The sequence below is a fragment of the Candidatus Glomeribacter gigasporarum BEG34 genome, from assembly GCF_000227585.1.
In the GTDB taxonomy this organism is placed as follows: domain Bacteria; phylum Pseudomonadota; class Gammaproteobacteria; order Burkholderiales; family Burkholderiaceae; genus Glomeribacter; species Glomeribacter gigasporarum_B.
The window spans coordinates 108,067-131,089 of record NZ_CAFB01000035.1 but is presented as its reverse complement, the minus strand read 5'-3'; the positions used below and the strand labels follow the sequence as shown (position 1 = coordinate 131,089).

Below are 23,023 nucleotides of genomic sequence, written 5' to 3'. Positions count from 1 at the left end.
TTTGTGACCGATGCGTCGCCATATGTCATCAGAAAATTGCCCAACTCAAAGTACATCCTGTCTCCATGAATACAGCAAGCGCCCGCGTTCTCTCGCGCCGGTATCGGCCGCTCGTGTTTTCGGTCAAACGCAAGGTTTGGCGGCAAGACGACGCGGGCATGGAGTCCGCAGATGCCGAATACAAGGCCAAGCGGCCGGTGGTGCTCGCCAAGGGCGATGATCGATGCGTCTTTTGCGGATTCCGCTCAAAGCACACCGAAGTGCATCATTGCAATGACGATCATACGGATAATCGAGACGAAAATCTGGCAATTGCCGATCCACTCTGCCACGGGACACAGCACATCGGCCAGGTTGGCAGCCAGCGGCACGGCGTATTGATTTATTTCGAGGACTTTCCACACGCTGAATTCAATCATCTTCAACGCACCATTGCCGTCGCACTGGAAATCGGCAGTGAAGCGGAAAAAAGAGAAGCGCGCGCGCTGTTGCAGCATTTGGCCAGCCGCGCTGAATGGATTGCCTCCGCATGGGGCAGCGCCCATCCATCCGACTTCGCCAATGCGCTGTTGCATCTGGATGAGACCGCATTCGAGCAGCGCGGCAGCAGTCTGGCGCATATGCTTCTGCTCTACAAGCCGGTGCGGATAAAGGGCATGATCGGCCGATGGATCGAAGAAAGCTATGCGTCATTGCCAATGAACACGTGGGAACGCATCCATGAGCGCGCCTGCGGATCATCACCCTGAAATCGGCGTCATGCTCTACGACAATCCCAAGGAATGCAAAGCCGGATGGGCGTCCATCGCCGGGGCAGAGGCGATGTATATGCGCAGCCATGCGGATCTGGCCAACCACGTGATCTGGGTCACCAACAGTGAATTCAGCGCGTTCCAGATGCTGGGACACCGCCATGTGCATAATCTGCGCGGGACTTCTTTTTTCCGCACGCCGCTGTATCAAATGGCCGCCGATCTCGGCATTCCAATGGCCGGCCATTTTGCAAAATCTGCCGCGCAGCAACTGGCCAAAATTGCGATGCGTATTTTAACGCTTGGCGCAATGGCCTACGAATGGAAACCCGGTGAACTGTTCAATGCGGATGCTCTGCACGAGAACATCAAGTCGCGTTTTCCACGCGACACACTCCCCAATGATCCGCGTCTCGAACATGCGCTGCGGTCCGCCTATCAAACCGATTCAGCCGTATCACGCGCCGATTTCGTTCCCAACTCGATTTTTCTGACGCTGCGCATGAATCGGCTGCTGCATGCAAAAAATATCCTGGCGTGTCCCATTCCGGACGACGGCTGGGGCTATCTTTCGAATCGGCAATTGCCCGTGAACGCAAAAGAACGCCTAGCCATGTGCCTGAACAGTGAGGCGCCCGTGTTGGCTGAAGTCGTCGTCGACATGACCCGTGCGGACGCTGCTTATGGCGCGCTCGCAGCCTTTGGTCAGAAAGTCGCCTCCCGCATGGTGTTGCGCGAATGGGTTTCGCATCCGGAACTGATCTGGCTGGCGCAGTGTGCACCGATCGAGATTCGATCTGTGTTCAAATCGACACAATATCAACCACTCAAGCACGCCTTGCCCACCGTGCTCAGCGAAGACCCCTTGCTGGCGCTCTCGTATTCGGCGGGATTGCTGGCCGAGAATCACTGGACAGCGTTGGCGAGCGATGAATACAACCGGCTCACGAAAAAGAGAACGCTGAGCTCACGCGCCGTCTGGCTGCGCGCGGCGGATCGCGCCTTCTGTTTTGCGCTCGCCAAATACGCACTGGATCAAGGATTCGCAGTCACCGGCTATTCAAGCGGCGCGGTGCGGGTGCGCGTATTGCGCGCTGAATTGTTGCATGTACTGAGCTTCGCAATTGAACACGGCCTGGTCTGTCCGGATTTGAATCGCCTGATCCAGCCTGACGATCTTCAATCGGTTCATTCAGGATGAATCTATCCAGTCTCGACAGTTTGACTGAACTCATCGGCGCGGCCGCCATTCGTTCTGGCGCGGCGTTCGCACTGGATGACATCGCTGGTTTGGATGCCCGCGCGCGCGTGATGCATGTGGTGCGCATCCTTCACGCAATCAGCCAAACGGATCCGTGGATTGCCAAAATCCTGAATACGCAGCAGGCCATCCCCCAGTTGCGCGCTGAACTCCTGCGCAGAAACCCATGAAACTCGTTCAACCCATTCTGGACAATATCGAAGCGGTGCTGACCTGGATTGCCCGCCACGGGCTGGGTGCGGATTTGCCTGCTTATTGCCAACTGGAGACCGCGATTGGCCTGGATCCCGACGATCCACAGGCGAAGCAACAGGCAGCGCTGGATCCCAAGGGCGCGCGCCCGACGATTCTGATTACGCGCCAGTGCGCGATGCTGACCGTATTCGAATTGGCGGGATCAATGGATGTGGTGGGTGATGCGGAATTTGAACGCATCACCGGCGATCTGCAGCGCGCGTTGGCCGCGTATTTCCAGCGCACCGGGCATTCGATCGAGATCACGTTTGAACGCGACCCACAGAGGATGGCCGATACAGCGCGCCGCTTGATGGAGCCCGCCTATCAGACCTGCGCGCGCATCGGGCTGGATCTCAAAGATATGCTGGATGCGCGCTGCGAACGCATTGCCGCGTTGTGTGCGCATGAAGTCTGTTATGTGCTGCTCTACACCCATCTTTCCGCGCTCGGCCCGGAGGCATTCAAGCGTGAGATGAAAGCGCATCAAGCGCGCATCAAAGCCTGCAAGATCGCACCGATGCGCGCGGCGCAATCGGCCACCGCGATCATCAAAGGGATTCTGCACACGCATCAGACGTTTATTGATGCGATGGAAAAAGATTTCCGCGCGGCAAAGCTGCATGTCACACGCTTATCCACAACTGACGCGGCGCGCGCGATCCGTCAGTCATTTGACCGCTGTCGAACCGACGATAAGTGGCGCCCCGTCTTGCCCGGCGATCCCTATACGCCGCGCAACCCGCGCCATCCTACCCATGACGATCTCTATCTCCCTAAGCTCTCGTCGCAACTCTGTTCGGGACGGATCGATGTCGAGGGTGAATACCTCTGTATCAACGGCGAGTATCACGGCGCCGCCACGATGGAACTCGGCCCGCAGGACGTTCACGACTTCATGCGCCTGTTTCATCGCATCGGCCCGGCGATTCCCTGGCGGATTCGGTTTTCGATCGAGCCGGGCGGCATCGAGGCGCACAAATTCAAGCGTCTGGCCGCCAGCATCATCGGTTTTATGAGCGAGTCCAACCGCGCCGTCAAACGGTCGTTCGACGCGATCGAGACCTTGGCGCAAGAGGGGGAGTGCATCGTGTCCATGCGCATCGCGGTGGCCACCTGGGGACCCGATCAAAAAACCTGTCAGGAACGTTTATCCACGCTGGTGCGAGCCCTGCAGGGCTGGGGGATTGCGCAGATCTCGACCGATATGGGCGATCCGGTCGCCGGGCTGGTCTCCACGCTCCCCGGATTTGGTGATCGCTCGATTGCGCCCAAACTGGCGGCGCCTTTAAGCGATTCTATCCGGATGCTGCCCCTTCAGCGCGCGGCGTCTCCTTGGCAGGAGTGCGGGTCGATCCTGTTGCGTACGCTCGACGGCAAGGCGTATCCTTTCCAGCCTAATTCATCCCTGCAAACCGCTTGGGTCGATCTGATCTGGGCCATTATGGGGTCCGGCAAATCCGTGTGGCTGAATACGTTGAATCTGGGCGCGATTCTGTCCCCCGGGTTAAAGCGCCTGCCGCTCATTACGATCATCGATATCGGCCCCAGTTCGAGCGGATTGATCGACCTATTGCAAAACGCATTGCCACCGGATCGGCAGCATGAAGCGATCTGTGTGCGGCTGCGCAATGAAACCGCTTTTGCGATCAACCCGTTCGATACGTTGCCGGGCTGTCGCAAGCCCACTGCATTCGACCGGGAGTTCTTGATCTCGTTGTTGACGGCGCTGGCTACGCCTGTCGGCAAAAAAGCGCCGTTTCCAAACGCGCCGGAACTGGCCAGCATGCTGATCGACGCAGTCTATGAGAAATACGCCACGCGCGGCGCTGAAAAACATTATGAACCGACGATGGATCCGATTGTCGATCAGGCATTGGCCGACATCGGCTTTGTGCAGGATGAGTCGACGACCTGGTGGGAGGTAACTGACGCGCTCACGCAGGCGGATCGGCACCGTGAAGCGCGCCGCGCGCAACGGTTCGCGGTGCCGGTGCTCGCGGACTGTATCGAAGCGCTGGGTGCGGAACGGATCCGCTCAGTGTTCGAGCCCGCGGAACATTCACGGGCGATGACCGAGACCGGTATGACGCTGCTCGATGCAATGCGCATGGTCATCACCACCGCATTGCGGGATTTCCCGATCATTGCGCAGCATACGCAGTTCGAATTGAACGACCAGGCGCGTGTCGTCAGCATCGATCTGGAAGCAGTCACGCGCGGCGCAGGTGCGGATGGCGAAAGGCGCGCGGAGATGATGTATCTCTTTGCGCGCCAGATGGCGGCGCGTCAATATTATCTGCCTGAGGACATTGGCGCATTAGCGCCGCCACTGTACCATGCGGCGCATCGAGCGCGCGTGGAAGCCGTCAAGGACGAAATGAAAGCGCTGTGCATCGATGAATTGCACCGCACCGGTGGCAAGCCATCGTTTCGGCGACTGCTGGCGCTCGACCGGCGTGAAGGCCGAAAACACGGCATCCGCGTCTCGCTCGCCTCTCAGTTCATCGCCGACTTTGAGACTGATGGCGAACCGATCACCGAATCCGCGTTCTCCATTTACATCATGAATGCAGGCACGGCGCGTTCACGCGCGCAGGCGCAAACCCTGTTCGGTTTGTCGGACTCGGCGATGCAGGCATTGCAAACCGAGGTGCGCGGCGCCGGACGGTTTCTCGTCTGGCATCAAACCAAAGTCGGCTTTATCACTCAAGTACTGCACAACGCACCGAGCGCAATTGAACTGTGGGCCTTCTCGACCACGAATCAGGATGTCGGCTTGCGGCGGCGGCTGTATCAACGTCTGCCGCCCGCGGCAGCCCGAAAAATCCTCGCGCGCGCCTTTCCAGGCGGCACCGCAGTACCCGCCATTGAAATGCGGCGCGCTGAACAAGGCGCCAGGGATGATGAAAATATTCTCGATTCAATAGCGGATGAGCTGATCGCCCAGTATCGTCATCAAATTGAAAGGGCGTGTGCTGCATGACGTTAAACAGCTCTAAAATAAAAAGTGGATATTCATCAAGTTGAAATGGATCAAGAAACAAATATGATACGACTCGCTGACTTTCCGCAGTTGCGACTGATTACATGGAACCGGCGCGATGACGGCATGGTCGATGAACGTGAAGCGCTCGCGATCTACGAAAGAAATTGGCGATTTGTGGATCAAGCCCGTTTGGACGAGAGCGAGAAGGCGCTGATCGAACGTCTTGTTCAGGATTTGGGTGGCGGACGGATGAATGTTTAACCGGCCAACCCCATGATCAGCGGATTTTAAAATTGCGCATACTTTAAATAGCGAACATGAAGCAGACGCACTCAGTTTAAAAGTGCGGTTGTAATCGCTGCGCGTTCTTGAATTCCAGATACGCATTCAACACCGTCAGTCCAGCCGCCTTGGCTCGATGGAGAAAGGGCCTAACCAGCGCTGGATTTTCAAGCTGAGCAGCTATCGTGGCATCGACGAATCGGCTCATTTCCTGGTAAAAGGCTTGGGCTATAGCAGGCTCATCGAGCGCTGCCAGTCGGGTCTGCAGTTTCTCTTTGAAGTCCTCCTGCTGTAAACCGTAGTCCTTGAGTTTACGGGCAATAAGCGCGGTATCGGGCGCAATGCTGCGATCCGTCAAAAACTTGATATCCCAAATATCCCGCGCTTTGAGAAATGAGCGCGCGCCCGGCGCCACGAGTTTGTCCGCGAGAATTTCCTTGGGCGTCTCGGCTGCAACAATAATCTGACGGTGCGGTTCCGGTAAATGAGGATAATTAGCCGCCACAGCCATCAAATCCACATCATGCGCCGGTACGCTGGCGATTTCGATGTGGATGACCTGATGCTGCTGAACGCTTGGGTCTATTTGAGGAATAGACACTTTAGCGCGCCAGCGGGCAACGTGGACGCCTTCAATCGCTTCTTTCGCCTTGGGCGCTTGAATGTCGACCTGCAAACCATACGCTTCGCCGATTTCCTGCTGCAGTATTTCTGCAAAGGGGCGCATTCTCTCCGGTTCGAAATGCTGACCACCCGCAAAGTCAAGATCTGCAGAATAGCGCGCGCCCTGATAGCATAAACGCAGTGCGGTTCCGCCCTGAAAAGCAAGCTGCGCCGCCGCACCGCTGTGCGTTAAGGCGCAGAGAATTTCATAATGCAAAATTTCTTTAACGACGGTCGCGGTCGGTACTCGGCGTTCAGCCGCGTATTGACTGGCGCGCATCAAAAGATCTGTTCGAGTACGCAAGGGCATTGACCTATTTCCGAATGACAAGATCCAGATTGCGACCGACGCGCTTCAGATCACGCAGAGCGCGACTGGGGGTGGCAATCGCAAGTTTGCGCCGCGGATCAAACACCAGCTCGTCGCGCAGCGGGTGTGACTTTTGCCTCGTGTGTACGAATTCCACGGTTCCATAGGCGGTTTTGAACGTCTGGCTGCGACCCGTGGTCATCAGCGTGAGGCGGGAAGGCATTTGCGAAATCCAGCCTGCCTCGGAGAGCGCCGATTCCAGACTGAGGTAATTAAAATCCCACGGACGCAAAAAGGAGACCAGGGCGCTGAGCACATCAGACGGCAGGCAACGCGCTCTGGGATTCACATACAGACCCCGTGCAACGCGTTCAATCAGCCTGGCTTGGCTATGCCTTGCCAAGGCTTTCAACAGTGCCTGAGTGTTTTCCGGGAAGAGCTGTTTCAACGTTTGTAAGGAAAACGCCCAGATACCCGCCTTATCCCAATGATCCAGGGCCATGACCAATTCACGGACACGCATCTTAAGATCAACACAAAATGGACATTTTTGGGAAGTATATGTAAAGCATTATACGTTGTAAAGGCGTAGGAGGAAGAGCCACTCTCCACACGGGCAGACTGTGCGATTCCTCCGGCTGGAAACAGCGTTGAAAAGTGGCCCGCCCCCATCGATGGCGGAGATGCATCGAAAAGTGCGCCATTCGAAGACATCAGCGGAGTGCAAAACTGCTGCACGCCCTCAGCAATCGCGCTGTTCAACCCAGCCTGAGGGCTTGATGCGCTTTCAATGCAGGGCGTTCCACCGCTTGACGAATGCCGGAAAGCAAGGGATCGTTCTGGTATCGGGCATCTTTTTCGCATCGGACCATCACGGTGGCATAGGCGTTCTCAATGCGATTCAGAACGGCAGAAGCCTCATCCTCGGTATATCCCGACCGTTGCCCATATTGGACCAGTTCTGCGCGGGTTGGATAGGTTTTACGCTTGTTCAGTTTTAACGCCATCTCTCGATCCAAGTCCGGATAGACATCCGTGCAGACCACGTCGTATACGGGCGCGAGCCGTCTGGGCGCCATCGGATGTTCATACAGCATGCCGAAATTTTTGAGATGCGCGTCTCCATCTCGCATCCAGCATGAAAGCGCGACGCGTTCGAACAGTTTGCGCAGTTGTACGGTGCGCGCCTCGCCGGAGAAGAGGTCGACCGCGCGCGCAATCATTTCGTAGCTGCCTTCATATTTCTGCCGCGTTGTGCGTCCGGTCAAGACGGCCATATCTTCAAAACCCAGCACAGCGCCCTCTGGTGTCCGGTCGAATCGCGCCATGATCAACAATCGTCCATCGTCAGACAGCCAGAAATCCGGCACGTCGAATCCTGCCTCCTTTGCAACAGACAGGCAAAAAAATTCGTTACGCGCAAGTCCTGGATAATCCAAGCCCTCCGCTTTCACGATCACCGTTTTAAGCGGCATTGCGGTGTGTTCAGCCGGCTCACAGTTTGCATCGCTCAAAGCGAGCGGCACAAGCGTTTTGGGTTGAACACCTGAGATGCCGGATCCCAGCGCATATTGATCGACTAGGCGTTCGAAGAGCGGTCCAGACGGCGATGACAGCAACTCTTCCAGCCGTTCGCCCGTACTTTGAGGCAGCGCTTCTCCAGGCAACGTATAGGTGAGACGTCCGATTTGGTGACTGCCTGCCAAAAAGAGCAGAAACATATCGCTTGGCGCGCCCAGGCGTTTTAACCGTTCTTCGAGGATATAGCGAAGATAGCCTTCAGGACGATTCATCGCGAATACGCCCATCAAATCACCGCTCGCATAACTCTCCTCACGCACCGGCATGACCAGAGAAACCGCCGCGTTATCACGAATGCGGCCATAATTGAACACGTAGCGGCTTTCTTTAGTCAGTAGACCGCTCAAACCTTGAGGGGTGTGGATCTCAAGTTGACGGATTTGATTGAAGAATTGTGCAATATCGAAAGACGGCGATGTATTCATTCCTCTTCCTTGAACACATCCGGGAGTTCTTCGAACACGACGGTATTCTGGGGTCTTAAAGTCAGTTCATAACCCAGCGCATTCGCGATGCGGCACCATTCCTGAATGCCCACGTTTTGAGCGCTCTCCGCATGGGTGAGTGTACGGCGCGCGACCTGTGCACGGTCCGCCAGGGTTTGTTGAGTGATGTTACGCGCACGGCGGAGCGTGCGAAGCTCGACCGCCACGCGCTCCACATTCGTAATTGGGTCATCGATGAGAGGTTTGCGCATGATCATACGCATCATACATCATATTAAGTCGGAATGCGCATTAAGATACGCATTTTACGATTTGTCTGGTATGACATCGGCCTTGAATTTCACGAGGATGGCTGTACCCGCGCGCACGCGGGCACGGATCGGAGGAATTGAGGCGGCTTGTTGAGCGAGCGCATTCTGCACACCTGAAAGTCCTGCGGCGGCAGCCGCGCCGCCAATTTGCCGGATGGAAGGATTCGCATCCGTCTGCTCGGTATATCCGCCCAAAGGCGAGTGGAGGATGGTTTTGCCTGCGTTGCCGTACACCGCGCCCGCTGCGCCGAGCGCGCCCAGAATGGCGGGCGTCACAATCCGTTGGCCGTAGCGGTGGTCAACATCCGCAGGCAATGCGCGGCCCAGCGTTTGATCGTTCAATGCCATCGCCTGGATCGCATATGTCTTATCCTTGCAGTGCATGGCCGTGAACGTCACGCTCAAGGCTTCATGCGTGAGTTGGCTGCTGCCGATCAATTGCGCGCCTTTGCACGGGCCTTGATCCAGGACGGCAAATACCTCGGACGGCGCATCGGTATCGATGGCATTTTCCAGATGCGCGCCATATTGATCGGTTGCATGAATGAGGGGCTGGAGATCCGTCGAGGCCAGTGCAGATGTTGTCGACCGGCCCGCTGGCCCATGCGCAGCGGGTGGCGCATTCTCCCTCTCTGCGGTTGATTCAAGCGTTTGGATGCCCAGTATTTTCTGGGATTGGGGCGGATGATCCCAAGCCGCGACCAGCGCTTCGACCTGTTTGTCTACGCCCGGCGAAGGCGCAGGCAGCGGCGGTAAGGTGCGCAGCTGGGCGTCCGTCTGCGCGCCATCATCGACAGGCTGAGCGCGTTGTTCAAGCGATTGTTCCAGTGGTTTCAGTTCCAGGTCTGGAGGCTTGGACCCTGTGCGCTCGGACAACGCCGGGACGAAAGAACCCTGCGTGCGTTGCGCCTGTGCGAGTTTTTGGCGATTGACCGATTGAAGCGTTTGCGCATAGTACGGCGTCTCTGGACTCGATACGCCGCCCTGTGCGTCGATGCCCGGCACCTCGACGTGCGCATTCGCCGCATGGCGGCGGGTCAGCCAGAATACGCTCAGGATCGCGCCTGTCACGGCCAGCAGCGCCATGATGACGATGACCTTGATCTGACGTGAAAACCCCGCGCGCATTTTGGACATCGTTATTCCCAGTCCAGAAAGAGGTTGCGCAGCGCGCCGTTTTCACTGACTGTGACCACCGGCGTTTGAGGAATTTCGTACACATGCGTGCCATCCGCGGATGTCAGCGATCCATAGTACGCGGGATTGTTCAAAAATAGCGAAGTGCGCAGCACGATACGGGACGCAGGCGCATTGCCGATCAGCCAGGCTTTCATATTCGCCGGCGCATTCCGGATGCGGATCGGTTTCGCCTGCGGCGGTTCAATCCCCTCCAGCAGCGATTGCAGCGTGGCGCTCGGCAGGCCAATCGCGGTCTCCGTGGTGATTGCCGGCTGCGCGTTCGGCCCGGTTTTCGGAATCCGGAGATCGAGACGGTAGTCCGTCTCGCGCTGGCCGGCGACCATTTTGATGACAACCGGATAGGGTAAATCTTTCAGGAACACCGCCACATCGCCTTCCACATAATCACCTTGCGCGGTAATGGTCATCGTTGGAACGCTGGGCACGGGTTTTAAGACTTCGAAGCGCTGAGGCGCCATATTGTTGACCTCGATGATGTCCCACGGCGCGCCGGTACGATCAATAAAGGTCACCGCGGCGCCGAGATGACTCACGCGCACAATCGGCGGCGGGCTGCCTGGGGACAGGTCAACCGTTTGCACGGAATACACGGGTTTGGTAGGGATATGAGGGCTGGCCGCGGCTGCGCGCTTGGCGCGATCAAGCCGCCTGCGCAACGCCCGGATCTGGCTTTCCGTCAGTGGCGAGAGCGCATCGACGGCTACATCGTAATTCGCGTGCTCCTGAGCTTTCAAGGGCGGAAGCGCCTGGGGCGCATTCAGATCCGCAGGCGCATGGCCTCCAGCGCGCTGGACATTCGACGCACTCTGCGCGTAGGCAGGCAGAATGGCGAACCCTACGGTTGCCGCGAGCCGATGCCATACCGGACGGCTGCTCATGAGCCATCACCGAGAATCCGAAGCGCGGCCACTGCAATGCCGCGCGGGTTATCGACGGTGGGAATGCGCTGGATGTCCGACTCGATCACGTACTCGTATGAGCGTCGTTCCGTCTGATTGACCAGAGTGATCGAAATCGGCTGCTGTACGGTCCATTTGTAACCCTGTGGATTTTTGGGGTCGACCTGCGCAATCACGCCCGCGCCGGTCGCCACTGCAGACGCGACCAGGCGCTGCGTGCGGATCTTCGCAATCAGGCCAGAAGCGTCCATCTCCGCCATCAGTGCTCGATAACCCTCGCCGGTATAACAGCGATGCAGGCTTTGTAACTGCTTGCGCAGATTGTTGTCATCAAAGTCAAGCGAGAACGACGCAGTGATGCACCCTTGCGCGAACTGAAGCACCGTATCGGTGGAGACCATCGGCTCCGCTAAAGGCACCAGCGCCACGATGCGTCCTTGTGCATCCATCGCAAAATACTGCGGTTTAGGATGACGGCCCGCTAAAATGAGGTTGAGCGCAACCGAGATCAAGAGCGCTGCGCCCAGTATCAGGTGGCTCTGCAGGAGTCTGGGCCAACTGAACTGGTAGAGAAATGTTCTCTCCAGCAACGAGACGGCGGGATGCAACACGCCTTCCCGTTGCTCTGCAGGGCGGCCTTTCGGTTTCACCCGTGTGCTTATGGGTGCGGGCTGGATGTGCGCGCCGCCGGAGTGGATACAGGCATTGGCACATCGGATGGACTTTCCAATACCGCTTCGTCTGTGTCGGGATTCGGCTCCGTCCTGTGTTCAGCCACGAGGGTCGGACGGCCGCTGAAGTGCGGCGTCGCAATCTCGCGCGGATGGAAAAGCGGCGGTTGATTCGACAAGGGTTCAGCAGTGGAAAATACATGACCACCCGGCACCGCATGGAGCACGATATAGGAAGGCGTGAAGCCCGTTTCGTCTGGCACATCCTTTTTGAAGCGATACGCGCGATTGATGCGCTCCAGGCCGCCCGCACTGTTCTCCAGCGAGAGTTTTGCGTGTGGACCCAGGCTGAACCGGCTGCCCGGAATCACTTCAACGCCTATCTCCGGATCGCCGGCGAGTTGTGCGGCCTGCTTGCCGTTCGGCGAGGATAAAAAAGCTGCAGCCGCGCTTGAGGGCGTGGAGAGCGTGTATTCGTTCGTTTCCGGGTCTTTACCGCCGGGCAACGCCATTTCAATGGCTCGATGGGTGTTGCCGTCGGACAGGCGAATCAGCGCAATCGGCCGGCCCGCAGTTGGACCACCCAAAGACTCATTGCGACCAGAAAATGCCTCCATCAAGGCCGCCGAAAGCTGCGCCGCGGACTTGATGCGCTGCGATTTGTCTGTCGCCAATGCGGTCGCACTGGCGTAGGCGTGTGATTCGCCAGCCTGTTCCCGGTACCGGACAGGATCCATCCGGAGCATGACATTTCCCACCACGGTACAGTGATCCGCATATTTGGCGGCGGACTGGAGCCAGCCCGCACTCACAATGCCCGTATCACGCTCGGTGTAGGCACGCTGGACGAGAATCACACCGCCTGGCTCCGTCTTGGCACGCATGCCCTTCAAAACCTGCTTGCGCATCTCGTCGCTGGACACGCTTTGAATCACCTTTGAAATTTCACCCTCCAGCGTGGCGAAATCCTTGACTTCAGCGCGCGGCGCTTTGAGCGGCCCCTGGTATGGCCGCAATACGACCGTGACGGTTTCGCCCGTGTCCAAACGCACGCCGGTGACTGCGTCGCGGCCTTGATCGTCTTGCGTATAACCAGATACGCGCAGTGCAAAATTCCCGGTTGCGGGCCGCCTGGCTGTGCTGCTGTTCGCGTATTCCTGGATCGCGTCCAATTTTGACATTGCATGCTCCTTATATTATGTGCATATTAATAATAATACATATAAATCAAGTGAACAAGATTTACACGCTCGCCTCCCAGCTCATCACAACGCACTCACGGCGCTTTTCTGATCTGCTTCTGCCGTTCAATGTATACGTCGTCTGAAGCGTGCGCTCTGGAAAGCCCGCAAATACCCGCCGCATCTCCGGATGGTCATTGATCGAGACCATCATCTTGCCCTGGCAGTTGCGCATGACTTCGGCCATACGCTCATACTGCTCGAATTCGAAGGGGATATCGTAGCCTGCCATTTGCCAGTAGGGCGGATCCAGATAGAAGAAGGTGTGGGGCCGGTCGTAGCGCTGAATACAGTCCTGCCAGTCCAGGTTCTCGACCGTCACGCCGCTCAGACGCAGATACGCCTCGGATAAACTTTCTTCAATGCGCAACAGATTGATGGCAGACCTGGAGGCGGATGTTCCAAAACTGGGATTTCTGAGCTGAGCGCCGAAACAATGGCGGTGCACATAGTAGAACCGCGCCGCGCGCTGAATTTCGGTCAGCGTTTCGGGACGGGTCATTTTTTGCCATTCGAACACCTGACGGCTGGAGATCGCCCATTTGAACTGACGGATAAACTCTTCCAGATGATGCTGCACGACCCGGTACAGATTGACCAGTTCACGATTCAGATCGTTGATGACTTCGACGGGCGCGGGTTCGGGCCGCATGAAGAACAACGCGGCGGCGCCGCAAAAGACTTCGACATAGCAGTGATGCGGCGGAAATAACGGCAGCAGGTGTTTGGCTAATCGGCGCTTGCCGCCCATCCATTGAATGATCGGCGTTGTTTTCGTCATGATTATTTTTCTTTGCAGATGGATTTCTTTTTGAGGGCGCCCAGCCAGGCTGGCCCGAAATCAAGGCTGCCTTAATGGTATTGCGCAGTGTTGATTAATCGTCAAAACTCATCAGCCACACTTGCTCAGCCCCGTCAATTTGCCAAAACTCTCCCCGCATGACAGGCATCGTGCCGGAAACTCGGCCCTGTCCATATTTATCGCGCTGCGAAATGGCAAAACGTTGCACTAAGGGAGGACCGTAGGTATAACCCACCAAAGAGCAGTTAAAGCATGAAGTGGCCACAAGCAGTCCTGAATGCGCTGAGCTTCCCATCCGATTGACGGATTGCCAGCCGGTGAACGTAAAACCAGGGGATTGCCATTGGCCATCCTGGCAGACGAGTAAATTTTTACCATTGGGGTATGAGCGGCCGATCAAGCCATCCGATTCGCAAGAAGTGCCGCGCGCTGCTCGGCGGCTTTTGATTTGCAGATACCCTTCCGTAGAGATATTGCCTCCCGCATGGATCGGGCCACGTGCGGTCGAAATACCGGCGCCATTCACTGTGCGCACCCAGTCCCAATCAGACATCATCCATCCGTCCCGCCATTTCTCGTTATACCAGCCGCCATCGCTGCGTGTACGCAACCAGCCGTCTGTCATGATATCGCCGGTTGAGTAAATGGTGTGCCCACTATAGAGGCCCCCATGTGCGCTGATGCGCCCGGATGAAATGACGCGACCCGCATAAACCGTATCGCCCACACGGATATCTCCCTCTGTAGTGACTGTATTGGCGTTCACAGCCTGCACATGGGTAATGTTGTGTCTAGCGCCGTCCGTGCCTTGAAAGTTGAGATCCCCTTCCATCGGCAAAGCACCATCTCTGCGCACAAATTGCGAGAAGCCGCTGGTGCCGTAGCCCACGCGCATCGCGAGTACGGACGCCACATTTCCGAGCGGGTTGCGCGTTGCCCAGGCGTCATTGGGACCGCTGAGCCGATCGGGTGTCAGCGTATCCGAATAAGCGCCATCGCCACCCAGGCTCGCCAGCGCATCGCCTAAAGGTTGCGGTGCGCCCGTCGAGGGGTCTGTGATGGCGCCCCGAATATATACAAGCCCGGAGATATCGCATGCGGGTGGTGTACATCCTGCCGGTGTTCTCGACAATGCCACCACATAGGGCAGCCCGTTCAAAAGGCTCACCGGTTGAAAACCCTGATCCAGATCGCCGGTTGCCTGAAGCTCGGCGATCGTGGGGGCGTAAATCTCCGCAACGCCTGGAATCGGCGTATCGCCGATGAGTGCACTGTAATGATTCACAATGTACTGGTTCACGCCCTCGCCGATGCGGCGCAACACCGTACCTTGCGCACTTCTGACATCGGCCAGGACCTGTTGCCGCTGCTTCCACAACTGCGCACCCGCCATCATCATCGCGATTGCCGTGACAATCGCAATCTCAATCAGCATGACGGCGCCGCGCTGCCTGGATAAAGATCCAGGCCACGGCCTACACGCGCGGTGCGCGGCGCTTTTACGGACGCATGCCCGGCGTACCTGCAGTCGCCGTTGACACCGTATCGCGCAGGATGTGCGCGGCCAATTCCCGTTTGGCTTGATCAATCGTTGCATGTAAATTCGATAACGACACATTAGGATTCGCAATCACATTCCGAATCGGTTCAATCGCTTTGAAACAGTCCACCAGCGCTTGGCCGCGCATCAGCCGTTGATGCACAACCGCGCGCATGCTCGAGCCGAGAAGCTGACGCGCATAGGTCTCGCCGCCGCGTTCCGCCAGGGCGATCAGCATCCGGATCGCATCTTCAGGCGATTTACCATGAATGGTCGTAATGACCAGATTGCCACGCGGCGCCAGACGCACCAATTCTGCTGCGGAACGCTCTTCCAGCACTTCGCCGAAGTAGAACAGGCTGCGCATTGCAGCCGGAAATTTGCGCATCGCCGTTTCCACTTCGTATTTGTAGCCCATCTGAGTTGCATCGACCTGTTCGATATAGCCAGCGCCGTGAAATCCTTCAAATTCAACTTCGACGGGTGATTCGACGGTTAAACAATAGCCGCCGTAGGTTTTAAGGCGATCTACTACGGTTGCGCGGGCGGTCGTGGATTTTCCAGCGCCATGCTCACCGCTGATTAAAATCAGGCCGCCTGAACAAAACTCCGGATCCAGCAACAATTGTTCGGCCCCCGCGCCCAGTCTGAGTGCTTTCAGCGATTCGACCCGCTGCTGGGTTCTGCGTAGGGCGTAACGCGCGGGCCGCAGCCGCTCACCGCGAAAGCGCATCGAACCCAGATCGATCGCAAAGGAATGCGGATCGCCCGCGCTCACATGCGCCTGCAAGCGCTCGATCAGGTGAAACAGCAACGGCCGCAGCGGCTCAGGCACGCGCATCGGCTGCGCGTGAACCAGCGCTTCGCCAGTTTCATTCTCGCTGAGAAATACAACAGAAGTCTCAGGCTTGTCGATATCGACATGCCAATCGGTATACGGCGCCGCTTTGAGCAACAGCCACTCATCCAGTTGGGATTCTTCACGCATACGCCCGCCACCGGCTATTTACTGAACTGGTAGACGATCTCGTTGGCATGGCTGGCATTGCATGCAGTACTGACTGCATCCAGATCGGCGGGCTGTCCGTCCGCTTTGACCTGCGTTCCGTTCACGGAAATGATGCGTACAATTTCGTCCATTTGGGGAATAACCGCTGCGCACTCCATACTCGGAACGCCTTCATAGGTCAGTGCGATCCCGTTGTTCGGTGCGCTCGAACCAATGGTCACCACCGATGTCGTAATGGCGCCGCCCCAGCGGTTCGCTAACTCCGCCGTTTGCGGCACGACCCGGTCGGTGGGGAATACGTGCTGATTCACAAATAGTTCTTGCGTTGCGCCCCCAAAGTTCGCGCGGTTGGCGAATACCTTTTGGATATTGGCAATGATGGTCGGCAGTTCACCCATTTCATCGTTCGCCTTCGCATTGGACAGCGCCTGATGCACCGGCTTGATGGCCAATGCAATCGCGACCGCGACAATCGCCAGCGCAATCATGATCTCAATCAGCGTAAAGCCTTCCTGGCGACGCTTGAGCGCTTTTGGGTATTCGTCTGTATGCATTTTGGTCTCGGCATAAAAAATTTATGCACGAACTATAATATACATATGATTCTAAAGAATCCCCGCAGTAGGAGTGCAACGGCTAAGCGGTAATTCTCTTTGAAAAAACCGGCATTCAGTTAGGCAATGTGATTTAGACGGTTAAAACATGATTCCATACTTCATCGCGACGCTATTCGGTCTGGTGATCGGGAGTTTTCTCACTGTTGTCGTTCACCGGCTGCCGATCATGCTCGAACGCGCCTGGAACGCGGAAGCAGGGCATCTGTCCAGCACATGTGTGGCGCAATCTATTCATATGGATAAAGGCCGCGCGTACAACCTTTGGCAACCGCGCTCTCATTGTCCCGCGTGCGGCCATACGCTGAGGCTGCTGGAAAATATCCCGTTGATCTCCTATCTGCGGCTGCGCGGTCGCTGCGCTGCTTGCTGCGCGCCGATCCCGATCCGATATTTATTGATTGAGCTCCTCAGCGCAATCAGCGCTGCGAGCGCGTTCTGGCGTTTCGGCGCAAGCGGACAAGCGCTTGCGGCATACGGGTTGGTTGCAGCCTTGCTGGCGCTCGCCTGGATCGATCTGCAGACGCATCTGCTACCCGACGCGTTGACGATGCCATTGTTGTGGTCCGGATTGCTTGTCAATCTTGAAGCACGCTTTGCGCCGCTTGCCGACGCAGTCATCGGCGCTCTGGCGGGCTATCTGTCGCTCTGGCTGATTGCCTGGCTGTTCCGTCTTGTGCGAAATAAAGAAGGCATGGGACAGGGTGATTTTAAGCTGCTCGCCGCGCTTGGCGCATGGTTCGGCTGGATGGCCTTGCCTTCCATCGCGCTGCTCGCCTCAACGGGCGGTATGCTGTGCGGCGTGGCCGCGCACGCATATGGCCGGCTTAAAAAACATCAACCGCTGCCATTTGGACCGTTCCTTGCCGCAGCGGGCGCGCTCGCGCTTTTTTGGACGCCGCCGTGGATGCAATGGCAATGGATGCCGCTTTGACAGAGCGCTTTGAACGCTTTTCAGTTGGCCTCACCGGCGGGATTGGCAGCGGTAAAACGGTGGTTGCGCAGCGCTTCGCTCAACACGGCGTCACGGTCATCGATACAGACCGCATCGCGCATGCGCTCACGGCAGCCGGCGGTGCGGCGATGCCCCAAATCACCCGCGCCTTCGGACGCACTTATCTGACTGCCGGGGGCGCGCTCGACCGCGCCAAACAAACCCATCGCGCAGGTTGATCAGCATCACGGCATCCGAATATCGCTTGCCGCCCGCGGTGATGCCGATGCGAAGTAGATTGTCGGTGTCAATCCGGTCATACGTATTGCCTTCGATCCTGGCTGAGGTATACACGAAATCCACCCGCATCTCTTCATAATTCCGCGCATCCGCACGGAACCGATTCAGCGTATAGGCTTGTGAGAGTGCATGCAATGCGCGCTTATCCGTTTCCGACAAGATCGCGCGCTGAGCAGCAAAAGCCGGGTTGTATTCCATCGCGCTACCTATTTCTTTGCGGATGTGGAGTGCATGATTTCCTGCCGCAGCTTCTCGCTCAACCCTTGCGCGGTCAACAGTGTTGCGGTCAGCAGATAGGCCATTACGCCGCCCAGCACAAAAATCAATGCCAGATTCAGTCTTCTGGCCGAGCGTTGGACCCGTTTTTTGGCCGCCTCGATACCCTGAATGCCGAGCCTTTTGACCACCTCGCTGAAATTGCCGCTGCGGCGGCTGTAATCGACCAGGCGATTCGCCAGCTCCTGACCGAACAAGCCCGTATTAAATGCTTCGCCATCGTTTTGTGCGCGGGTGGAGAGCCGATCAATCATTTTCGAACAGTGCCAGCGCAACCAAGGCGAACTGCGCGCCTTGAGCTTTTCCAGCGATCTGACCAGGGTTTCTCCGGACATCAATAATGAGGCCAGCGCCGCCAAGAAAACCGCGCCGGTGTAATCACGGAACACCCGGTAAGGCACATAACGATCCACCTTCGCCCGCTTCGGCCCCGACCAGTTCGGAATCGACCAGATCAACCCTCCGATTGCGCCTAATAGACCCATGAGAATGAATAAACCAAAATGCGTCACTATATAAGACACCCCATACATCGATCGGCCCAGCGTATCCCAGCGCGCGGGCGGCACAATGTCGGCAAATACCGGAATGACGAACACCGCCAAGATCACGGTAAAGAATAGACACATCATCGCAATCAACGCTGGCGCAATGAGGGCTGATCGCATCGCGTCGATCATCGTGCGCTGACTGGTCACGGNTGCAGCAAGAAACTTCAATCCCTGATCCACATGACCCTGGTTTTCAATTGACGTGATGATCATCAAATCCGTATCCGGCACGATGCCGTGCAGCATGCGCGCGAGCGAGCCGCCTCTTTGGCTCAGACGGTTTAGCATCACGGGATATAAACAGGACAGCGGATCCTTCTGTTGGATCGCGCGCGCGCGGCGAATACGGATGAATTGATTGATGCTCTCTTTATCCGCGATCGCTTCGCTCAAGTCTTCATAAAATTGTTCGCGCGTGCGGCGGATGCGCAGAATGGCCCACTGGATCGATAATCGCTCACGCCAGCGCATCGGCGGCAGATGGGCCAGCGGCCAACGTGTGAAATCAAGCCTCATCGTTATGCGACCTCGCGAATGATTTCAAATTGATCAAACAGTTCAAAGGTTTCCACCGTGCGCGGATCGATCAGGCCGCACCCGGCTTTGTACAATGCGTGCTCAAACACCGTTTTGCCGCGCATATGGGGGGAATCGAACCGGCTATCGCTCGCGCTTCGCCAGGCAGCCTCCGCTTCAAAATCCCGGCCCTCGCGCATCAGCATCAGAAATGAGCGCGTCGGTTGCATCATCTCCGCGACCACTGTGACGCCGCGAACGCCGCGCCCTCCGCACGCCCCGCACCCGCCCATACACCGGGTGCGCATCGCCGAAGTATCGATGTGAAAACGCTGCCGGATAAAGGCCGTGATATTCGGGAGGGTTTGATCTGCGGGTTCGCAGCATGCCGGGCACAGTTTGGGGACCAACGCCTGATATACCAGCAGCGACCAGAACTTGCGCGCGGTGAGCGTTTGCATCGAGAAACCGATTTCACTGCTCGATAAGCGGGCAAACGCTTCCATGACGCCCATCGCATGCGTGGTGGCCAGCACCTGGTGCCCTGTTTGCAGCAGCGTTTGCGCGCACACGCCCGAGGCCACGTCGCGAATTTCGCCTTGCATGATCACATCGGGATCACTGCGCACCAGCACGCCCTGAATCTCGGAGAACGGCGTCCTTTCGGCATCCAGCGCCAGCGTGCGCTGCAATGAAATCTGCAATGCGGCCGCTTCAATCTCGCGTTCCGCCGGGTCTTCCACCGTAATGATGTTCAGCCGCTCTCGACCCGGCAATGTCTCCACATAAAATGAGAGCGTGGTCGATTTCCCTGAGTTGGTAATGCCGCAGATCAACACCAGGCCTTTACGATTGACACCGATGCGAGAAAACAGTTCTGCTTGATCGTCCGAATAGCCCAAATCCTGAAATTTCTCTATCGGCAGCGTCTGCTCGCCATACAGATAACGAATAAAGACAGTAAAGGCGCTGCCCTGGCGGCAGAATCCACGCGACGATTGCCAACGCAAGTTGAGCACTTTGTCATCCAGGCGGTAGGGAATCATGCACGATTGAAATTGATCCGGCGTGAATTGCGCATGCGAGTTCGTTTTTTCTGCAACCAGCGTGTTATAGGCATACCCCAATGCGCCGCGGATCTGCTCGCGCGTATAAACGCCGTCCGTGGGGCCGCGCATGCGCTCCATCTCTGCGTCGATGCGGTATTTCACGACCGCGCGTTGCCCTTTGACAATGCAGTGAATATCGGTCGCTTGATGTTCCAGGCCGTAACGGATCAACGCCTCAAACAACTGCCCCTCTTCGGGTATTTTTCCCGCTTCGTTCGCGTCCGGGTGCTCTGTCTTGTAGATTTCCGCAATCAGCGCGCGACTCGCAAAAACTGTTTTGACCACGGGAATGCGCGCATTATGCAAACGGGTGCGCAGACTGTCCAAATGGATGGCATGCCGAGCGAAGGACGCCGCATCGACCAAAAGCCAGGCTTCGCCGCAATCGCTGCCAATCGCGATCAGTACTGCGCGAAGCGCAGCAGATAGCGCGAATTCGGCCTTTTCTGCGGTGTAAATCGTGCGGATCGTCGGCAAATCCGCAATCGAATGCACCGTGTCCCAGGCGGGCAAAGAAGGCTGTTGAGCGGGCGTCCGATCATTCCTTGACGGTTGTGCGGGGGCATGTCGTTGACCGCCAGGCTTTGGCGTCGATACCCCCGTTGCGACGGGCCGTGCAGCAGCCGTAGGGTGTGCGCGGGCAGCGTGCAGTCGTTCAAGCCAGGCCATCATTCTTCTTATATCCTCTCATCCTTTCTGCTGCCTACTTGGGCCCATGTACCACAGGCCCGGGCATCATCGGAAAGCAGCTGACCCCATTGGGCAAAGGAGAAGGGAGGATTGCGTTTCCCTGGGACGCCTCTGCATCGACCTGTGCGGGCGTTGACAGATACACGGTTTTCTTGCGGCCGTTCACATGCTTGAACGTCACCGATGCCGGTGCAATTGAGGCGAGCGACCACCCTTCGATGCGACGCCCCTTCGTTAACGGAAAAGAGGGGCCATTGCCGACCGATACATCGACCGTCACCTGCTCGCCGACGCCATAAATCGCGTGCAGGCGCAAATCCTGCGCGTTCGTGCGCGCGCCTCTCGCCGGAGACGCCGCAGTGCCGGGCAGCGGCTGCACAGAAAACGCCGATGCATCGGTTTTCCTGAGTTTTGCATCCAGCTCCCTTTCCATCACCGCGCGCTGTCTGGCCACCAGTTGGTCAATGGTGGCAGAGAAGACCGGCAAGGGGTACGCAGCGATGAGGGCACACAGCGTCACCCAATATCCTCTCATCACACACTCACTGATGCCTTTAGAACATTTTTTAATCTTTAACATAATAGGCGCCTTGCAACTGGAATTTCGGATCGATGCCGTCCAGGGTCAATGTCATCGACGTCAGCGTCATCGAATCCGGCAAGCGGGAGACGATCTCCTCAAACAATGCCGCTGGCCCGATGATCGTAAAAGCGCCCGTTTTAGGCGCCTTGAAGCGCGCGGGCAGTGCCGAAGATGGAATCTGGACGGCGGCGCTGCCTTCACTGCCCAATCGTCGAGGCGTGCTGAAATGAAAACGCACGCCCAGAAGTTGCAGATCCTGCAGAAACGACCCCGTTTTCTCCTTGAAATCAGACCAATGCGGCAGGCGCTCCAGGGTAAACGGCCTTGAGGCCACCAGGGGCGCATTGGGAACGTACACGCGCGCCGTGCGGCCGTCCAACTCAAAATCGATGTCAGCATCGCCCATCGCCCTGCGCAACGCCTCGTTATTGCCACCCTCCACGGTCCAGTCATAGACGCATTCTGGAAGGGTGCAGATCAGCTTCGATAATCGCCAGCCGCCTTGTAACGTCTCAATATGCCAATCGCCGTGCATCGCTGCCGCTGCCGCGCTGACAGGCATGCCGGCGCTTGCCAGCAGGGAAGGCAAGGCTTTCAGGTAAGCGGCCACGGGATCTGCCTGTTTTTTCGGCAGGGGCAGCGGCTTGGAGGTATTGAACAGGCTGCTTCCCGCATATTTCGCTAACAGCGCGGCCATGCATAGCCCCAAAAGGAGCAGCGGTTTATTCACGCCTTTGCGAACACGCATCAGCGTGGCCGCGGGCACATCCGCCTCGCGCAACAGCGCGTCCAGCGAAAGTGGAATCGTGCCCGTTGCCCCATCATTGCCGTATAGGGCAAAGGTCATACCACTGCCCGCGTCGGCTTCGATGCGCTGAATCCGTTCTCTGGCCTCGGTCAGCAGGCCCGCAAAATCGCCGAATGGCAATGGCAGGCCGTCTTTCAACACGGCCATCCGCGCCTGTGCTCCATCGATCTCGAGCCAAATCGCATTGGATGCGACAGTGGGCAACGTGGCCAACAAGAGGGACGCGCAGATCATCCTGTCCCGTCTGCGAAGTCGCTGTGGCTGATTCTCCCGTGCGAGAAAGCCATAGAGCACCGCCTGATCTCCCGCATACCGGACTTGCCAGGCCGCGTTGCGTTCTCGTACTGCGTGGCGCACTTCGTCTTTCTCGGACATTTCGCCCGATAAGGGGACCCAATCCAGGCCGAAGAGGACGGCATCCGTGCCCGTTAAGACCGCATGCGCAGACATA

General features: G+C 57.4%; 22 protein-coding genes and 1 pseudogene. 7 read left to right on the top strand and 16 right to left on the bottom strand.

Going from position 1 to position 23,023, the window contains the following annotated elements; all coding sequences use genetic code 11:
• Positions 1 to 65: 65 nt before the first annotated feature.
• The 5 genes from CAGGBEG34_RS09550 to CAGGBEG34_RS01900 are packed head-to-tail and all read left to right on the top strand — an operon-like array spanning position 66 to position 5,497.
• Positions 66 to 749: a hypothetical protein gene (locus CAGGBEG34_RS09550; protein ID WP_006682209.1), complete on the top strand. Its 684-nt coding sequence runs from the start codon at positions 66 to 68 to the stop codon at positions 747 to 749.
• Positions 721 to 1,953 carry a hypothetical protein gene (locus CAGGBEG34_RS01915; protein WP_042687562.1) on the top strand — a complete coding sequence of 411 codons (1,233 nt, stop codon included), beginning with the start codon at positions 721 to 723 and terminating at the stop codon, positions 1,951 to 1,953. The genes CAGGBEG34_RS09550 and CAGGBEG34_RS01915 overlap by 29 nt, the downstream gene beginning before the upstream one ends.
• Positions 1,950 to 2,183 carry a hypothetical protein gene (locus CAGGBEG34_RS01910; RefSeq protein WP_006682207.1) on the top strand — a complete coding sequence of 78 codons (234 nt, stop codon included), beginning with the start codon at positions 1,950 to 1,952 and terminating at the stop codon, positions 2,181 to 2,183. The genes CAGGBEG34_RS01915 and CAGGBEG34_RS01910 overlap by 4 nt, the downstream gene beginning before the upstream one ends.
• Positions 2,180 to 5,233: a hypothetical protein gene (locus tag CAGGBEG34_RS01905; RefSeq protein ID WP_006682206.1), complete on the top strand. Its 3,054-nt coding sequence runs from the start codon at positions 2,180 to 2,182 to the stop codon at positions 5,231 to 5,233. The genes CAGGBEG34_RS01910 and CAGGBEG34_RS01905 overlap by 4 nt, the downstream gene beginning before the upstream one ends.
• Positions 5,234 to 5,278: 45 nt before the next feature.
• Positions 5,279 to 5,497 carry a hypothetical protein gene (locus tag CAGGBEG34_RS01900; RefSeq protein ID WP_238984932.1) on the top strand — a complete coding sequence of 73 codons (219 nt, stop codon included), beginning with the start codon at positions 5,279 to 5,281 and terminating at the stop codon, positions 5,495 to 5,497.
• 76 nt (positions 5,498 to 5,573) lie between these two features.
• On the opposite strand, the gene CAGGBEG34_RS01895 is transcribed toward CAGGBEG34_RS01900, so the two are convergent.
• The 12 genes from CAGGBEG34_RS01895 to CAGGBEG34_RS01840 form a co-directional block, all read right to left on the bottom strand.
• Positions 5,574 to 6,461, bottom strand: coding sequence for a nucleotidyl transferase AbiEii/AbiGii toxin family protein (locus CAGGBEG34_RS01895; protein ID WP_238984931.1), 888 nt, complete (start codon positions 6,459 to 6,461; stop codon positions 5,574 to 5,576).
• A gap of 34 nt (positions 6,462 to 6,495) precedes the next feature.
• Positions 6,496 to 7,014 (bottom strand): type IV toxin-antitoxin system AbiEi family antitoxin, encoded by a 519-nt coding sequence (gene abiEi / locus CAGGBEG34_RS01890; protein ID WP_006682203.1) that lies wholly within the window; start codon positions 7,012 to 7,014, stop codon positions 6,496 to 6,498.
• Between the two features lie 235 nt (positions 7,015 to 7,249).
• Entirely contained in the window at positions 7,250 to 8,497 is a 1,248-nt protein-coding gene (locus CAGGBEG34_RS01885) for a type II toxin-antitoxin system HipA family toxin (protein WP_006682202.1), read from the bottom strand.
• Positions 8,494 to 8,769 (bottom strand): helix-turn-helix domain-containing protein, encoded by a 276-nt coding sequence (locus tag CAGGBEG34_RS01880; RefSeq protein ID WP_238984930.1) that lies wholly within the window; start codon positions 8,767 to 8,769, stop codon positions 8,494 to 8,496. The genes CAGGBEG34_RS01885 and CAGGBEG34_RS01880 overlap by 4 nt, the downstream gene beginning before the upstream one ends.
• A gap of 54 nt (positions 8,770 to 8,823) precedes the next feature.
• Positions 8,824 to 9,966 (bottom strand): DotG/IcmE/VirB10 family type IV secretion system protein, encoded by a 1,143-nt coding sequence (locus tag CAGGBEG34_RS01875; RefSeq protein WP_006682200.1) that lies wholly within the window; start codon positions 9,964 to 9,966, stop codon positions 8,824 to 8,826.
• Positions 9,967 to 9,968: 2 nt separating this feature from the next.
• Positions 9,969 to 10,907, bottom strand: coding sequence for a DotH/IcmK family type IV secretion protein (locus CAGGBEG34_RS01870; protein ID WP_006682199.1), 939 nt, complete (start codon positions 10,905 to 10,907; stop codon positions 9,969 to 9,971).
• Positions 10,904 to 11,578, bottom strand: coding sequence for a DotI/IcmL family type IV secretion protein (locus CAGGBEG34_RS01865; protein WP_006682198.1), 675 nt, complete (start codon positions 11,576 to 11,578; stop codon positions 10,904 to 10,906). Before CAGGBEG34_RS01865 ends, CAGGBEG34_RS01870 begins: the two co-directional genes overlap by 4 nt.
• 8 nt (positions 11,579 to 11,586) lie before the next feature.
• Entirely contained in the window at positions 11,587 to 12,780 is a 1,194-nt protein-coding gene (locus CAGGBEG34_RS01860) for a hypothetical protein (protein WP_006682197.1), read from the bottom strand.
• A gap of 61 nt (positions 12,781 to 12,841) precedes the next feature.
• Positions 12,842 to 13,621: a DNA adenine methylase gene (locus tag CAGGBEG34_RS01855; RefSeq protein WP_006682196.1), complete on the bottom strand. Its 780-nt coding sequence runs from the start codon at positions 13,619 to 13,621 to the stop codon at positions 12,842 to 12,844.
• A 94-nt stretch (positions 13,622 to 13,715) separates the two neighbouring features.
• A complete protein-coding gene (gene pilV / locus CAGGBEG34_RS01850) occupies positions 13,716 to 15,077 on the bottom strand; it encodes a shufflon system plasmid conjugative transfer pilus tip adhesin PilV (protein WP_006682195.1) in 1,362 nt (453 codons plus the stop codon).
• A gap of 64 nt (positions 15,078 to 15,141) precedes the next feature.
• A complete protein-coding gene (locus CAGGBEG34_RS09545; RefSeq protein WP_006682194.1) occupies positions 15,142 to 16,170 on the bottom strand; it encodes an ATPase, T2SS/T4P/T4SS family in 1,029 nt (342 codons plus the stop codon).
• Positions 16,171 to 16,184: 14 nt separating this feature from the next.
• Positions 16,185 to 16,745, bottom strand: a complete 561-nt coding sequence (locus CAGGBEG34_RS01840; RefSeq protein ID WP_006682193.1) for a type 4 pilus major pilin — start codon at positions 16,743 to 16,745, stop codon at positions 16,185 to 16,187.
• A 148-nt stretch (positions 16,746 to 16,893) separates the two neighbouring features.
• Here CAGGBEG34_RS01840 and CAGGBEG34_RS01835 point away from each other — a divergent pair, with 148 nt between their 5' ends.
• Positions 16,894 to 17,739, top strand: a complete 846-nt coding sequence (locus CAGGBEG34_RS01835; protein ID WP_006682192.1) for a prepilin peptidase — start codon at positions 16,894 to 16,896, stop codon at positions 17,737 to 17,739.
• Positions 17,724 to 17,957: pseudogene (locus CAGGBEG34_RS01830) on the top strand (dephospho-CoA kinase); the annotation flags it as partial. The gene CAGGBEG34_RS01835 and the pseudogene CAGGBEG34_RS01830, both read left to right, overlap by 16 nt.
• A 288-nt stretch (positions 17,958 to 18,245) precedes the next feature.
• On the opposite strand, the gene CAGGBEG34_RS12285 reads toward CAGGBEG34_RS01830, so the two are convergent.
• The 4 genes from CAGGBEG34_RS12285 to CAGGBEG34_RS01810 all read right to left on the bottom strand — a co-directional run bounded on the left by CAGGBEG34_RS12285 (position 18,246) and on the right by CAGGBEG34_RS01810 (position 23,022).
• Entirely contained in the window at positions 18,246 to 18,800 is a 555-nt protein-coding gene (locus CAGGBEG34_RS12285; RefSeq protein WP_478210140.1) for a type II secretion system F family protein, read from the bottom strand.
• Positions 18,801 to 19,384: 584 nt separating this feature from the next.
• Positions 19,385 to 21,163 carry an ATPase, T2SS/T4P/T4SS family gene (locus CAGGBEG34_RS01820; protein WP_006682189.1) on the bottom strand — a complete coding sequence of 593 codons (1,779 nt, stop codon included), beginning with the start codon at positions 21,161 to 21,163 and terminating at the stop codon, positions 19,385 to 19,387.
• 31 nt (positions 21,164 to 21,194) lie between these two features.
• Positions 21,195 to 21,761 carry a hypothetical protein gene (locus CAGGBEG34_RS01815; RefSeq protein ID WP_158641769.1) on the bottom strand — a complete coding sequence of 189 codons (567 nt, stop codon included), beginning with the start codon at positions 21,759 to 21,761 and terminating at the stop codon, positions 21,195 to 21,197.
• Positions 21,748 to 23,022 carry a type IV pilus inner membrane component PilO gene (locus tag CAGGBEG34_RS01810; protein WP_006682187.1) on the bottom strand — a complete coding sequence of 425 codons (1,275 nt, stop codon included), beginning with the start codon at positions 23,020 to 23,022 and terminating at the stop codon, positions 21,748 to 21,750. Before CAGGBEG34_RS01810 ends, CAGGBEG34_RS01815 begins: the two co-directional genes overlap by 14 nt.
• Position 23,023: the final 1 nt, after the last annotated feature.